The following is a 15,127-nucleotide window of genomic DNA, read 5'->3' on the forward strand; positions in this document are numbered from 1 at the left end:
TCGTCAGTAATATATGGCAGGTCGACGACCTGCCATTTTGGTCAAGGGTGGCAAGCATGTTGGCTGATATTCTGACGTTCCAGGAGCGTGAAACATCGGGCGCGGGAAATGGAGTCGATGTCGACTTACTGCGCAAGACCATGGAAATGCTGCATAAGGATGATGACGCCGTTATAAAGTATTTCGGCATGAATAGGAATGAGCTGATTGAGCGGCTCGAGAATGGTGCCGAGTATTGTGAGTATTTACAGCACGCCTCGATAGAAGTTTTGCACAATAAAATTCAACTGATCGTTGCTTTGAGTGGTGGTGGTCGGCCATGCAGTACGAGTCAGGAAACATTTGAAGGCTTTTATAGGGTTTTTTATTGTTACTTCAAGCAAGTATTTGAGCGTGATAGAAGGTATGTCGAAGTTTGTCAGTATTTCAATGCCGAATCATTGCTGGTCAGTGTCCAGCCTTATGTAATAGCCTGTCTTAAGCGTTTGTCGCAAAAGTCCCTTGTTCATTGTCTTAATACGCGAATATCACAAGGCGTCGATACGGACCTGAACACCTTCGAACAGTTTCTTGGTACCCAGTCGATAGGCCTGCTCCTGGCGTCCTATCCGGTACTGACTGACCTGCTGATCCAGCAAATGGAAAGCACATCCGCCTACCTGTACAAAGTCATCTCTCATTTTGCCGAGGACGTCGATGCGCTGGCTCAGCTATTCGCACTGCAAGGGCGACGAATAGATTCTATCGACCTTGGATGGGGCGATCCCCATGCCAACGGCGAAACGGTCTGTGCTGTTCAGATCGCTACCACTTCGTTGGTCTACAAACCAAGAAGTAACCGCGAAGCGGAGTTCTATGGCGCGTTGATGAGGCTGTTGCACGAGAACAACCATGACGAGTGTTTCTCTGCGCATACCCCATCGTTGATCTGCAGAGACGACCATTGCTGGATCGAAAAGGTCGAGAACCGAGCCTGTGAAACGGTAGGTGATGTGGCGTTGTACTACCGAAGAGCGGGAGCGCAGATTGCGATTGCCCATGCCCTGAATGGCATGGATTTTCACTATGAGAACATCATCGCGTGCGGGAGCAGTCCTGTCATGATCGATCTTGAGTGTCTGTTTACAGCTTCAATGATTGATCTTAAGGGCGACCTTCCCGGTACCAGTGCGTTGTTCAAAACGTTGAAACTGAACGGTCAATCGATATTCGCGACGGGTTTTATTCCCTATTCACCTGGCTCTGAAAATGACTTCAGCGGCCTGACCCGACAAAAACACTTCACCTCAAATGTACTGCGTCTGGTTCGTGAGCAAGGTTTCTATCACTTGAAGCGGGTCAGCATCGAAAAGACGCCGATTATCCGACACCTTCCGGTTCTCGATGGCCTGCCACGTTCGCTGGAAGACTATCAGGAAGACATTTTTGAAGGATTTGGGTTGGCCTACGATGAGGTGATGAAGCATCGGAGCGCGATACTGGCGTTGATCCGTCAGCATGCCAGTGAGTTGAAAACACGGGTATTAATCAAGAATACCCAGCGCTATGTGGACTTCATCGAGTTGACGCTGCATCCGCGCTTTATGCAATGCATGCTCCATCGCCAGTTGCTGTTGGCCACCTTGTGGTCGGAGTTGTCCGAAACGCTTATTGGTAAACATGTTCCTGGTCACGAGTCGGTCGATCTGGAGCGGGCAAATATCCCAAGTTTCAGCATGCCTATCGACTCCAATCGATTGTTCAGCGGTCATGGCGGGTTCGTGGCTGAACTCGACATCGAGAGCCCACTTGAAAACTGCCGACGAAAGCTGAGCGATCTGTCCGTCAAGGACAAAGCTTTTCAGACACTCATCCTGCGCGAGTGCCTGTTCCCTTCGGGCAATGGCGCCATGCCCTTGAATAGACAGCATCGCCAGAAAGGTGTGCCGGGTATGCGGATGGCGGGCTATCTCGCAGGGGCGCTGAGAGTTGCGGCGGTGATCGAACGGTTGAGCATTGGGGGCGAAGACGGGGATGTAGCGTGGTCTTTCCTCAATACCCATCCGACAACTCGACGTAACTACCTCTCGCCCATGAGTAACAGCCTGTACAGCGGCATGGGTGGGTTGGCTGTTTTTTACATGAGCCTGTTTCGAGTCAGCGGTCAGCCAGAACACTTGAGCATGGCCGACCGAATTGTCGACTCGATGTCCAGATCCCACGAGCATTTTGACAGCGACATGGCGGTCAGCGCCTATTTCGGCCTGGCGTCTTACCTCTATGTTCTAGTCAACCATCAACAGGTCTTGGGGCAGGATATCCATCGCGCGACCATTGATGACCTATTGCTCAAGCTCGCCGACTTTCCGCGTCAGGATGACGAGTTTGACTTCCTTAATGGATGGTGCGGGACGGTCACGATACTGGTGAATCTGTATCAGCTAGAAAAGCGAGGCAGTTTGATCCCTCTCATAGAAAAGTTCTCGGCAGCCATTCAAGCCGAGCTGCTGAGCGAAGAGGGAGGATTTGTGCGCAAGTCCTGTCGAACGCCTTTGCTCACCGGATTCTCCCACGGGATTTCCGGCATTCTCCAGGCGCTCGGCAAAGCTTATGAGGTGACGGGGAGTGCGGCGCTCGTCCCGCTGATCGCGGCCTTGTTGAAGGACGAAAACCGCCTGAAAGCCCAGGGATTCTGGCTGGATCTGCGTGATGCTTCGAAGTCGTCCCACATGATCAAGTGGTGTCACGGCGATGCCGGGATCCTGATTTCCAGGTTGCAACTCAAGAAAGCGCTTAAAGGTGTATTCAGTGTGGAGCTTGGGGCAATCGTCGACAACGATATCAGTCAGTGCGAGCACAATCTCTGGCACCACGGACTTGGGTCCGGCTACAGCCTTTGCCATGGTGACTTCGGTAATCTGGTGTGTTTGATGGAGCTGTATCGCAGCACGGGAAACAAACAGGGAATTGCGAGGAGCCAGCAGGCGTTCTCCGAGGTAGCAGATAACTTCCTCAATGAAGACTTCATGACGCAAAACAGCGTACCTGTTCTCGGGATGATGCTGGGACTCACAGGGGCGGGTCAGGCGTTGCTGTATGCGGTAGAGCCTACGTTGCCGAATGTCCTGTCGTTGACGTTTATGGATGCTCGCCCAGCAGCCTCTGTTCAAGATCATCCAGATATTGTGTCATCAAGCGCACTGCTGCACTGATGTCGGTTCGCTCCAGGGCATCCACAAAGCAGACGTGCGTCCGCCAGGTGCAAGCGCTACCAGTAGAGAAGATACGCCAGGGGGGCGCCCGCCTCGCAACTCATTGACAACAGGGCGCCCCCACTTCAGAACGGTGGAGGAGGGGGCGCAGGTGTTCAAGGCAATCAAGCGTTATCCGGAAGGCACACCGTCGACAGACCTCAGTACGGGACGTTTCGCTGCAGAATATTCAGTTTGAAATCCAGAACCGTTTTGCTTTTCGGCGCTTGCAGCCGAACAGGTGTTCCGATCTTGGGGTTGTATTTGGCGCGAGAATAGCCCTGGCGCAGAAGCTTGCCGCCGCGTGTTTGTATTCTGATGGTCGGGGAGTCATTTGCAAAATCATCAAGGGTGACAATCTTGCCGTTTGTATTCAGCAAATTGAAAGTGGTCTGGTCACCATCCTGGGAGGCGTAGGCATTGATGAAGTCATCTTCTTCATTGCTAAGGGTCATGTAGTAGTAGGTGCCTTTGGTGAATATGTAGATCGTGTAATAGTCGTCTTGGCACCTGAAGTAAAAGGTCAATGAGTCGGCAGGCAAGTCAGGCTTGAGGAATAAATAGTTGGAAACATCCATGTGTGAGTTAAAGCTGAAAGCCTCGTAGTCAAGTTTCAAGGTGGTGTACTTTCTCCCATAGGTAAGTGCGGGAAAATGCGGGTAGCCAAATGATGTGCTGCAGGTGGCGATAAAAGATTTCTCTTGGTCAGTGCTCATTGTATATACCTTGTATGTTGAGTTGCGATATTGCTCACGAAGTTAAAAGCAGAAGTATCAGTGAGTGTCAGATATCGTCTGGATCGTTTGCGTATGGCACGTTTCGTTCGGTAATGCACAGATTGAAGATCAAGCCGCGGCGCTTTATGTCCACCAGATAAACGTACGGCGCACCCTGTCGGCGAATGCTGCTGATCTGCCCGGCGTTGCGGGCCTTGAGCCTGATCTGGTGAGTGTCTGCACGCAGATCATCCAGGGTGACGATGCTATCTTGCAGGTTCAGTAGATTGAACGATGTTGTATCGCTGCCAGCAGGTGGAAAGGCTCCCAGTACTCCAGAATTATCCTTGCTTATACATTTGTCGGTATGCGTACCCGGCGACAGGATCTGGAGTGTGTAATAGTCTTCCGCGCAGCGGAAATAGATATTCAGCGGGGCGATCTTCAAGGACGGCTCGCGAGGCTTTATTCCCAGTAGATGGGAATCGTCGATCTTCGAAGAGGCACCTGTATAGAAACCACCAGAGAAAAATGTGGAGTGCCTGGTGACCGGATCTTCGTAAAGATTCCCCAGGAATTCCAGATATTCGTCATGTAATTCAAGGCTGGCGATGAAGGATTTCTGTCGGTTATTGCTCATGTCTCATCCGTGAGTTATAAAAGTTTTATTTGCAGTGCGGAAAGAGATATTTATCAGATATTTGATGCAGGGTGAAAAAGTGATGTGTTGCGATATGTTGGTGTGCGCCGTGGTTATGGAAGTTGTTTGAGTGGGTTGTCATTAGTTGCCGACAATCGTCAACTTTGTTTTAAGTGGACGGGGGACAAACATACACTCGCTTACGGGAGTAGAAGGCAATCGTGCCTAACATACTGATCGGCGCCGGATGCACGATCATGCCCATAATGCGCAGGACCGGGTTTAAACAGTGCTGATCTTCATAACGGGCGAAAAAAAACCGGCCATCACTGGCCGGTTTTTCATTGCTGCGGTTTTAGCGAAGCACTTAAGCGCCGTACACCGGCAGCTTCTTGCAGATGGCCTTGACTTTCTCACGAACGGCGTCGATCACTGCTTCGTTGGAAAGATCTGCCAGGATGTCGCAGATCCAGCCGGCCAGTTCTTTGCACTCTGCTTCCTTGAAGCCGCGAGTGGTGACAGCCGGGGTACCGAAACGCAGACCGGAGGTGACGAACGGGGAGCGTGGATCGTTCGGTACCGAGTTCTTGTTCACGGTGATGAACGCTTTGCCCAGAGCGGCGTCGGCGTCTTTACCGGAGATTTCCTGCTTGATCAGCGACAGCAGGAACAGGTGGTTCTGAGTACCGCCCGACACAACGTCGAAACCGCGCTCGATGAACACGCCGGCCATGGCCTGGGCGTTTTTCACCACTTGTTGCTGGTAGGCCTTGAACTCAGGTTGCAGCGCTTCCTTAAAGCAGATCGCCTTGGCAGCGATCACGTGCTCCAGCGGGCCACCCTGGGCGCCCGGGAATACGGCGGAGTTCAGCTTCTTCTCGATGTCGGCGTTGGCGCGAGCCAGGATCAGGCCGCCACGTGGACCGCGCAGGGTCTTGTGCGTGGTGGTGGTCACGACGTCAGCGAATGGAACCGGGTTCGGGTAGACGCCTGCGGCGACCAGACCGGCCACGTGAGCCATATCGACGAACAGGTAGGCACCGACTTTGTCAGCGATTTCGCGGAAACGCGGGAAGTCGAGGATCTGCGAATAGGCAGAGAAACCGGCCACGATCATTTTCGGCTTGTGCTCGACCGCCAGGCGCTCGACTTCGTCGTAGTCGATCAGGCCATTGGCATCGATACCGTATTGAACGGCGTTGTACAGCTTGCCGGAGGATGAAACGCTGGCACCGTGGGTCAGGTGACCGCCGTGGGCCAGGCTCATGCCCAGGATGGTGTCGCCGGCTTGCAGCAGGGCCAGGTAAACGGCGCTGTTGGCTTGGGAGCCGGCGTGTGGCTGAACGTTGGCGTAATCGGCGCCGAACAGTTCTTTGGCGCGGTCGATGGCCAGTTGCTCAACCACGTCGACAAACTCGCAACCACCGTAGTAGCGCTTGCCCGGGTAACCTTCGGCGTACTTGTTGGTCAGTACCGAGCCTTGAGCTTCCATCACCGCTGGGCTGGTGTAGTTTTCCGAAGCGATCAGCTCGATGTGTTCTTCCTGGCGCTGAGCTTCTTGCTCCATGGCGGCAAAAAGGTCGGCGTCGTACTTGGCAATAGTCAAATCACGGCTGAACATGGCGGTCCTCAAGGATCGGGGCAGAAAAGGGGGGCATTCTAACCCAACCGCTTTTAGATGGCATATGAAAGGACATCATGTCGCAGACAAGTGGTGTTCATGCGCCGGATTTTCGGTGTCTGGACTGGCCCCTTCGCGAGCAAGCCTGCTCCCACCTTGAAATGCGTTCCCCTGTGGGAGCGGGCTTGCTCGCGAAGAGGCCGTCTGCCTCACTACAAAATCTCAATCAAACATGAACAACGCATCATTGCTGAACTGCGCCTCAAACCGACTCGCCGGCATCGGCCGGCCAAACAGATACCCCTGAACCTCATCGCAACCATGCTCACGCAGGAAGTCGAGCTGTTCATGGGTTTCCACGCCCTCGGCGATCACCGCCAGATTGAGGCTGTGGGCCATAGCGATGATCGCCCGGGCAATTTGCGCGTCCTGTTCACCCGAGGGCAGGCCATCGACGAAGGTACGGTCGATTTTCAGCACGTCGATCGGGAATTGCTTGAGGTAGTTGAGCGATGAATACCCGGTGCCGAAGTCGTCGACCGCAATGCTCAAGCCGAGGTTTTTCAATCCGGCGAGGATCTGCATCGCCTCGCTGACTTCGCGCATCAGAATACTTTCAGTCAACTCCAGCTCCAGGCACGCCGGCGGCAGGGCGGTTTCCTTGAGGATGGTGGCGATCCGCGTGCCGAGCTGACCGTCGGAGAATTGCCGGGCCGAAATATTCACCGAAACCTTCGGCACCCGCACTTTGGTTTGATGCCAGGTCTTGAGCTGACGGCAGGCCTCGCTGATCACCCAGTCGCCGACGTCCACCACCAGCCCGAGCTCTTCGAGCACCGGAATGAAATCCCCCGGCGGCACCAGACCGCGGCGTGGGTGACGCCAGCGCAGCAGGGCTTCGGCACCGGTCAGGCGTTTGCCATCGCCGCTGAATTGCGGCTGGTAATACAGGACGAATTCATTTTGCTCCAAGGCATGGCGCAAGTCGCTTTCCAGCTCCAGGCGCTCCAGGGCACTGGCGTTCATGTCGGCCTGATAGAACTGGAAGTTGTTTTTGCCACGCTCCTTGGCGTGGTACATCGCGGTGTCGGCGTTCTTCATCAGCTGACTGAGTTCGCTGCCGTCCTGAGGACTCAGGGCGATACCGATACTGGCGGTGACAAAGAACTCGCGGCCCTCCAGCACGAACGGTTTCACCAGGCTGGCAAGAATCTGTTCGGCCACGTGAATCGCCCGGTTTAACGCGATCTCCCGGTTGACCCGGGGTTGCAGCAGCAATGTGAACTCATCGCCGCCCATGCGTGCCACGGTGTCGTCATCATCGACGCAACCGAGCAGGCGCGTGGCCATTTCCTTGAGCATGCGGTCGCCGGCGGCATGGCCCAGGGAGTCGTTGATCGGCTTGAAACGGTCGAGGTCGAGGAACATCAGCACCACCCAGGACTTCTGCCGTTCAGCCGATTGCAGTGCGGTGTGCAGGCGATCCTGGAACAGCGTGCGGTTGGGCAGGTGAGTCAGGGCGTCGTAATAAGCGAGGCGGTGAATCCGTTGCTCGCTGGCCTTGCGTTCGCTGATGTCGCTGAAAAAACACACGTAGCTAGCCAGGTCGCCTTCATCGTCGAGTACCGCGGTAATCCCGACCCAAGCCGGGTAATGCTCGCCGTTGCGCCGCTTGAGCCAGACTTCGCCTTCCCAGGTGCTGTGTTGATGCAATTGCTTGAGCACATAGCGCAGATGGGCTTCCTGCTGTTCATCGACGGTGAGCATGTTCGGCAACTGGTCGAGGACCTGGGCCACCGCATAGCCGCTGACGCGACTGAACGCTTCGTTGGCCTGGACGATATAGCCGGCCGGGTCAGTGATCAGAATCGCCGAGGTCGAGTGCTCGAATACCGTGGCCGCCATGCGCAAGTCTTTCTCGGCACGGCGTTGCTGACTGATGTCGCGGCCGACCCCGAGCACACCTTCGAAGGCACCGTGCTCGTCCCAGACCAGCACCAGACGCAACTCGATGGGGATCTTGCGTCCGTCGGCCCGCAGGCAGTCGAACAGAAACAGCTGGGTCTGCACCTGACTGCGCAGCAGCGCCAGTTGCTCGGGCTTATCCAGCGCTTTGCTGACCCGGTCCATCAGACTGTAGATGCCGGTCAGTTGTTGCGGGTTGGCGATGGTCGATTGCCAGCCGTTCTGGAATATCCAGTCGGCGTCGAAGCCCAGTACGGCTTGCACCGAGGGGCTGACGTAATTGAGCGACATCTTGCTGTCGGTGGAGAAAATCACGTCGCTGATGCTTTCGGCGAGCATCCGGTAACGCTGCTCGCTGTCGCGCAGGGACTCGCTGGCTTCAATCTGGTCGGTGATGTCTTTGGCCACGCCGATGATGCGCGTGACCTGATTGTGTTTGTCCCGCGCCAGGGCCTGTTCGCGAATGTCGAAACGCCGCCATTTGCCATCGCGATGGCGGAAGCGCAGCTGGCATTGCATCAGTTGGGTGTAACCCGCGTGCCGTTGGGACTGGCGTGATTGGTGGTAGTAATCGGCATCTTCGGGGTGCAAGAGGATTTCCCAGAAATACTCGCCCATCTGGTGCAGTTCGGTGCGGTTGTAACCCAGCGTTTGCCCCAGGTGATGGTTGCTGAAGATCATCCGCTGGCTGATTACATCCTGCACATACAGATGATCCGGCACGGTGCGCACCACATCGGACCAGAACCCTTCACGCTCCAGCAGCGACAATTCGATGAGCTTGCGACTGGTGATGTCGCTGATGCTCAGGATCACCGCCTTATAGTCGGCCTGATCTTCCGGCAGACGCAGCACCAGCCACAAATGCTGGTCGCGGCCTTTGGCGTCCTGGAGTTTGATTTCCAGTTCAAGCTGTTTCTGCTGTTGCAGCACCGCTTCGAGCACTTGATTGCCGATGGCCGTACCGTCCGATGGGCAGCCGTCGATCAGCAGTTTCCAGGCTTGATCGCAGGAATTGACGTTGAGCAATTGCAAGGCAACCTGGTTGACCTCGGTGATACGCAGTTCCTGCAGCAGTTGCTGGCGTTGCTCCGGTGTCTGGAGCCAGGCGTTCAACTGCTCGCTGCTGTTGAGCTGAGCCTTGTCGAGGACACTTTTGAGCCCGGACAAGTCGAGTACGCACAGCGCAACGCCGGTGCCTTCGAAAATGTCCTGATAGCGTCGGCGGCCTTCATGCAACTGGCGTTGACGGCGACGAATGCTCAGCAGGGCGATGAACGGCAACAGCGAAAAGGCCAGGCCCAGCAGGCATTTGCCGATGAACGCCGGCAGCAGCTGTTCAATCACCCGTTGCCGGTCGAACAACCCGCGCAATTGCCAATCGCTACTGCTCAGAGGAACTGTCAGCACGCTGTTGGCCAGCTCGTCGGCTGTCAGCTTGGCCGGCTTGGCCGAGGGCTGGGTGTCATCGCGGCTGATGATCTGATGATTGATACGGTTTTCCACCAGCCACAAGGGGCGGATGCCGGCGTCGCCCTGTTTGGTCAGTAAGGAGAAAAACGTCGGTGTCAGACGCAGGGCCCAATAACCGCGACTGCTGCCGCGGGCCTGATGCAGAAGCAAGTGCACCACCGAGCCGTCGTCGGCATTGCTGAAATAGTGGGCTTGGGCGCGGCTGCGCTGAACCAGTTCGCCGAGGTAATTGGCGTCCTGGCTGTCGGCGGCGCTGTCGCTGAGAATTTTTCCGGACGGACTGAGCAGCGCCAGGCTGCGCAGGTCGGGCAGCGATTGTTGCAGTTTGTGCAGCAACGCCTGTTGTTCGTCGGCGCTTTGCGGTTGTTCGATGATCGGTAGCAGATTAAGGGCGATCTGGGCATTGAGCGCCATGTTGAGACTGACTTGCGCAGCCAGATCGGCGGAGTAGTCGATGGTGTACTGGCGCTGATTTTTCTGGGTTTCGCGAAACTGATCCAGCAGCTGCCAGAACAGCAGTGCGAGCAGCAACAGCACGAGGGTTGCCAGCGCGCCTTTCAAGGTTCCGCGCAGGGGTGAGCCGGTCGCAGGATTGAGCGCGCTCACGGACGATGGCGGAGAGACATTAGACAAACTGTAATCCTGCGGTTTGGCTGGACTGACGCGACGTGCACTATAAGCCGGACGCCCGAAGGGCGGCTAGCATGCCTTGAGTTGTGGCGAAGTGCCAGTCCCGCTCGGCTGGACTGCTTTCTATCAATAAGGTAGCTTTGCCGGTTACGCGGGAGCGTTCCAGCTCCCAGACAGCGCGCACGCCTTGATACCCATCAGACGAACGACGCGCATGGCCTGGCCGGGCATTGCCTGCGCTCCAATCATTCATCAGTCACTGACCCAAGGTTCTCCATGGCTCAATACGTCTTCACCATGCATCGGCTGGGCAAAGTTGTTCCGCCGAAGCGGGAAATCCTGAAAAACATTTCGCTGTCGTTCTTCCCTGGCGCCAAGATCGGCGTACTCGGTCTCAACGGTTCGGGTAAGTCCACGCTGCTGAAAATCATGGCGGGCGTCGATAAAGAGTTCGACGGTGAAGCCCGTCCGATGCCGGACCTGAACATTGGCTACCTGCCGCAAGAACCGATCCTGGACCCGACCAAGACCGTGCGTGAAGTGGTCGAGGAAGCGGTCAGCGTGATCAAGGACGCCCAGGCGCGCCTGGACGAGGTTTACGCGGCCTACGCTGAACCGGATGCAGACTTCGACAAACTGGCGGCAGAACAGGCCAAGCTCGAAGCCATCCTGCAAGCCAGCGACGGTCACAACCTGGATCGCCAACTGGAAGTCGCCGCCGATGCGCTGCGCCTGCCAGCATGGGATGCCAAAGTCGAATTCCTGTCCGGTGGTGAAAAGCGTCGCGTGGCCCTGTGCCGCCTGCTGCTGTCCGCACCGGACATGCTGCTGCTCGACGAACCGACCAACCACCTGGACGCCGATTCCGTCGCCTGGCTGGAGCACTTCCTGCACGATTTCCCGGGCACCGTGGTTGCGATCACGCACGACCGTTACTTCCTGGACAACGTCGCCGGCTGGATCCTCGAGCTCGACCGCGGCGCCGGTATCCCGTACGAGGGCAACTATTCGGGTTGGCTCGAAGCCAAGTCCGATCGTCTGGCGGCCGAATCCAAGCAACAATCGGCTCACGAAAAGGCCATGAAGGAAGAGCTGGAATGGGTGCGCAAAGGCGCCAAGGCCCGCCAGTCCAAATCCAAGGCACGTCTGCAACGCTTCGAAGAAATGCAATCGCAGGAATTCCAGAAGCGCAGCGAAACCAACGAGATCTACATCCCGGCCGGTCCGCGCCTGGGCGATAAGGTCATCGAGTTCAAGAACGTCTCCAAGGGTTACGGCGATCGCGTGTTGATCGACAACCTGTCGTTCTCCATGCCTAAAGGCGCCATCGTTGGCGTGATCGGCGGTAACGGTGCCGGTAAATCGACCCTGTTCCGTATGTTGATGGGCAAGGAAACACCGGACTCGGGCACTATCGAAGTCGGCGAAACCGTGCAACTGGCGTGTGTTGACCAGAGCCGTGAAGACCTGGATGGCAGCAAGACTGTGTTCCAGCAGATCTCCGACGGTTCCGATCAGATTCGCATTGGCAACTACGAGATTCCATCGCGCACCTACGTCGGTCGCTTCAACTTCAAGGGCGGTGATCAGCAGAAGTTCGTCAAGGACTTGTCCGGTGGTGAGCGTGGTCGCTTGCACCTGGCCCTGACCCTGAAAGAGGGCGGCAACGTCCTGTTGCTCGACGAACCGTCCAACGACCTCGACGTTGAAACCCTGCGTTCCCTGGAAGAAGCCTTGCTCGACTTTCCCGGCGCCGCCATTGTGATCTCTCACGATCGGTGGTTCCTTGACCGCGTCGCGACTCACATCCTGGCGTACGAAGACGACTCGCAAGCGGTGTTCTTCGAAGGCAACTACACCGAGTACGAAGCCGATCGCAAGAAACGCCTCGGCGAAGCGGCTTCCCAGCCGCACCGTGTACGGCACAAGAAACTGGCTTGATTTCAGGTTGGTCGCATAGAAAAAACGGAGCCTTCGGGGCTCCGTTTTTTGTTCTTCTGTAGGAGCTGTCGAGTGAAACGAGGCTGCGATCTTTTGATCCTTCCGCTTGGGATTGGAGCGGGCCTGAAAAGATCGCAGCCTCGTTTCACTCGACAGCTCCTACAGGCGAGATCGCGACGTCATCGAACTCACCCGGCCTCTATGGCCAACACCTCAATCACCAAATCCCCCGCCGGTCGCTTCCACAACACCTCATCGCCCACTTTTGCCCCGAGCAACGCCCGTCCCAGCGGCGAACTCCAATTGATCAAACCATGGGCGGCATCCGCCTGGTCTTCTCCGACCAATTGCACGCGTTGCTGATGATCGTGTTCGTCGGCAAAGGTCACCCAGTTGCCGATCTGCACTTTGTCGGTCGAGGAGGCCTGGGTGACCAGTTGCGCACTTTGCAGGCGATGCTTGAAATAGCGCCAGTCGCGATCGAGGTCGGCCTGGCGCTGCTTGTCGGCCAGGTCACCTTTGGCGCTTTCCTGATCAAGCAGGCTTTGCAGTTCGGCGACTTTCGCCTGAAGCTGCGCCAGGCCCACTGGCGTGACGTAATTGGGCTGCGCGCTGACCTGCCGTTCGACTGGCTGATCGGCTTGCGCGGCGGCGTTATCTTCATTGACGAAGGCGCGACTCATGCTTTTCTCCCATTAATAGGGTTTGGGCCATGGTCGCAGGCTTTAAGTTTCGACAAATGTCTGTAAACGACTTATTGCGAGCGATAGGCTCGCGCGGCGTCCCGGTCTTTCTCGTGTTGCCAGGTCCGTTCGCGCTCGACCGTTCAACGGCTTATAAGGGAAGTCTAGAAGCAGATTTGTCGGCTGGGAGTGAGAGAAAGGACAAAAGATCGCAGCCTGCGGCAGCTCCTACAAAAGCGCGGTTACATGCGCTCCTGTAGGAGCTGCCGCAGGCTGCGATCTTTTGCGGTTAAGCAACGATCAATAGTGATACCAATTCACTTCAAGCATCACTTCGTTTTCGGGTGAGGCTATATGGCTGAATTCGCGTTGGGCGCTCAGGCGCACGCCCAGATTGCGCGACAGTTCCCACTGCTGATTCAGGCTCATGCTGCGGCGCACTTCGCCATTGGTGAAGTAATCCCCCTTGGCTTCCAGGCTGAAATTGCCCAGCGGGTTTTTCCACAGCAGGCCGCTGTTGAAACCCGCCGCCGGGGCGATGAAACCCGCGAAGTCGTTGTTATGCTCCACACGCACGGTGCCCAAGGCAAAACCGAGCATGTCGTCACCTAGCTGCCAGGTTCCACCGCCACCGCCATTGACATGGCTGACCAGGGTTTCGTCATCGTGCTTGCCCGGTACGCGCTCCAGGCCGCCGGTGACTTGCCACGACAGCGGCTGCAATAACTCATTGCGCGGCGTCAGCGAGCGGATGGTCGCCAGGTCCAGTTGCTGCAACTGCCAGTCATTGCCTTCGTATTGACGCAGCTTCATCTGCAGAATTTCGATCTGCGCGCCGAGGGGGAAATTTTCCATGTTGTCATTGAGATCGTGATAGGCCATGCGCAGGCCATATTCGCCGAAGGCCTTGTCGCCTCGAGTGCCGATGCCGGCCTGCCAGGTGCGGGATTCGTGACCGTCCTCGGGCAAGCCGGGTTGCGGAATTTCCAGTTCCGGAGGCGGGTTTCGATTGATTGCGCGTAATAATTCGAAACTGCGTTGAGCCCGTTGCGGGTCACGCTCCTGACCGTTGGCGCGATAACGCTCCAGACGATAAGCCGCATCAATGATCAACGCCTGACGGTCGCGAGCTAGAGCCTTGAACGCCGGATTCTGCAATTGCGTCTGATCGGCGCTGACGTTCAGCACCCACTCTTGCTCTTCAACGGTTAATGGCTCGGCGCGGCTCAGCAGTTCACGCTCACGGGACGGGCGATATTCGATCGATTGCACCAGCCCGGCTTCTTTCACCGCTTTGACCGTGTCGGTGGGAATAGCGGTCAACAGGAATTGCTCGGTCAGATTCAAGTTCGGTCGCGCCACTTGCAGCAGCTCAAGCAGGCGGTAAGAGCAGTTTTCGTCGAAGAAGAAGTAGTCGAACTGGATCTGCTTGAGTTCCCACACGTGTTCGACCATGCGCTCGGTTTCCTGCTGCGTCAGGTTCAGACGGTATTCCCACAGGTCGCGGTTCTCGAGGCTACGGTATTCCGAGAGCTTTTCCTGGTATGGCACCAGCGCAAACAGCCCGGGATAGCCACCCATCAGGCCTTTCCAGGCATACAGAATGCTGTTGTCCGAACCCTCGATGTAAGCACCGAAATTGATCGCGTAACTGAGTAGCGAGGTCTTGTCACTCTGCACATTGGCCTGATCGATGCGCAGCAAGGTGTGGCCAAACATCGACGATGGGCTGTTCAAGTAGGCCGCCGGGAAAATCATCACCGCGCTGTGGGGCGCAACATCCTTGAACCATTGCTTGAACTCGGCACAGTCCGGCGTCGGCAGATCGGTCAGTTCAAGTTGCGCCTTGAGCCAGCGGGCGCGGGCCGGGTAAACGCATTGGGCATGCTGCTCGCCGACGCTGGCCGGGGCATACAGTGCCTGCACGGTCGCCGCCAGTTCACGGTCGGGGTGTTCGTTGCCATCGGGGGCGAGAAAGAATTTCTTGTCGCTGACATAGCTGCGCCAGCCACCGAGCTTGGCGGTTTCGTAATGCCCCAGGGAAATCCAGAAGGGGTCGTTGGCCAGTTGCTGCAAACGTTGATTGTCGATAGGTGGCGCGGCGGACAGCGGGGCGCAGACACAGAGCGCCAGCCAGGCAAGGCGTTTGAGCATAGTGGGCAACTTAAGCCGAAAGAAACAAAGACCCAAAGGGGCAGGCCAAAAGGGCCAGGTTCAAAAAACAAAAC

Annotated in this window: 8 protein-coding genes; 2 read left to right on the forward strand and 6 right to left on the reverse strand. The window is 56.5% G+C overall.

Annotation, left to right across the window (positions count from 1 at the left end; translation table 11 throughout):
• Positions 1-56: 56 nt before the first annotated feature.
• Entirely contained in the window at positions 57-3,191 is a 3,135-nt protein-coding gene (gene lanM, locus ABH909_RS07620) for a type 2 lanthipeptide synthetase LanM (RefSeq protein ID WP_429431804.1), read from the forward strand.
• 200 nt (positions 3,192-3,391) lie between these two features.
• Here the strand turns inward: lanM and ABH909_RS07625 are convergent, their stop codons facing one another.
• The 4 genes from ABH909_RS07625 to ABH909_RS07640 all read right to left on the reverse strand — a co-directional run bounded on the left by ABH909_RS07625 (position 3,392) and on the right by ABH909_RS07640 (position 10,278).
• The gene (locus tag ABH909_RS07625; RefSeq protein ID WP_429431807.1) at positions 3,392-3,946 is read right to left on the reverse strand and encodes a hypothetical protein; all 555 of its coding nucleotides are present in this window, start codon (positions 3,944-3,946) and stop codon (positions 3,392-3,394) included.
• A gap of 67 nt (positions 3,947-4,013) precedes the next feature.
• On the reverse strand, positions 4,014-4,586 hold the full coding sequence (locus ABH909_RS07630; protein ID WP_429431810.1) for a hypothetical protein: 573 nt from the start codon (positions 4,584-4,586) through the stop codon (positions 4,014-4,016).
• Between the two features lie 367 nt (positions 4,587-4,953).
• The gene (glyA, locus tag ABH909_RS07635) at positions 4,954-6,207 is read right to left on the reverse strand and encodes a serine hydroxymethyltransferase (RefSeq protein ID WP_007895259.1); all 1,254 of its coding nucleotides are present in this window, start codon (positions 6,205-6,207) and stop codon (positions 4,954-4,956) included.
• A 222-nt stretch (positions 6,208-6,429) separates the two neighbouring features.
• Positions 6,430-10,278 carry a sensor domain-containing protein gene (locus tag ABH909_RS07640; RefSeq protein ID WP_429431813.1) on the reverse strand — a complete coding sequence of 1,283 codons (3,849 nt, stop codon included), beginning with the start codon at positions 10,276-10,278 and terminating at the stop codon, positions 6,430-6,432.
• A gap of 273 nt (positions 10,279-10,551) precedes the next feature.
• Between ABH909_RS07640 and ettA the strand changes: the two genes are divergently transcribed.
• Positions 10,552-12,216, forward strand: a complete 1,665-nt coding sequence (gene ettA, locus ABH909_RS07645; protein ID WP_095632324.1) for an energy-dependent translational throttle protein EttA — start codon at positions 10,552-10,554, stop codon at positions 12,214-12,216.
• Between the two features lie 188 nt (positions 12,217-12,404).
• Here the strand turns inward: ettA and ABH909_RS07650 are convergent, their stop codons facing one another.
• Together ABH909_RS07650 and ABH909_RS07655 are read right to left on the reverse strand one after the other, a co-directional pair.
• Positions 12,405-12,899: a GreA/GreB family elongation factor gene (locus ABH909_RS07650; protein ID WP_429431817.1), complete on the reverse strand. Its 495-nt coding sequence runs from the start codon at positions 12,897-12,899 to the stop codon at positions 12,405-12,407.
• A 300-nt stretch (positions 12,900-13,199) separates the two neighbouring features.
• Positions 13,200-15,053, reverse strand: a complete 1,854-nt coding sequence (locus ABH909_RS07655; RefSeq protein ID WP_429431820.1) for a DUF4105 domain-containing protein — start codon at positions 15,051-15,053, stop codon at positions 13,200-13,202.
• Positions 15,054-15,127: the final 74 nt, after the last annotated feature.

Origin of the sequence: Pseudomonas sp. BS3782 TE3695, assembly GCF_050435305.1 — a bacterium.
Taxonomy (GTDB): domain Bacteria; phylum Pseudomonadota; class Gammaproteobacteria; order Pseudomonadales; family Pseudomonadaceae; genus Aquipseudomonas.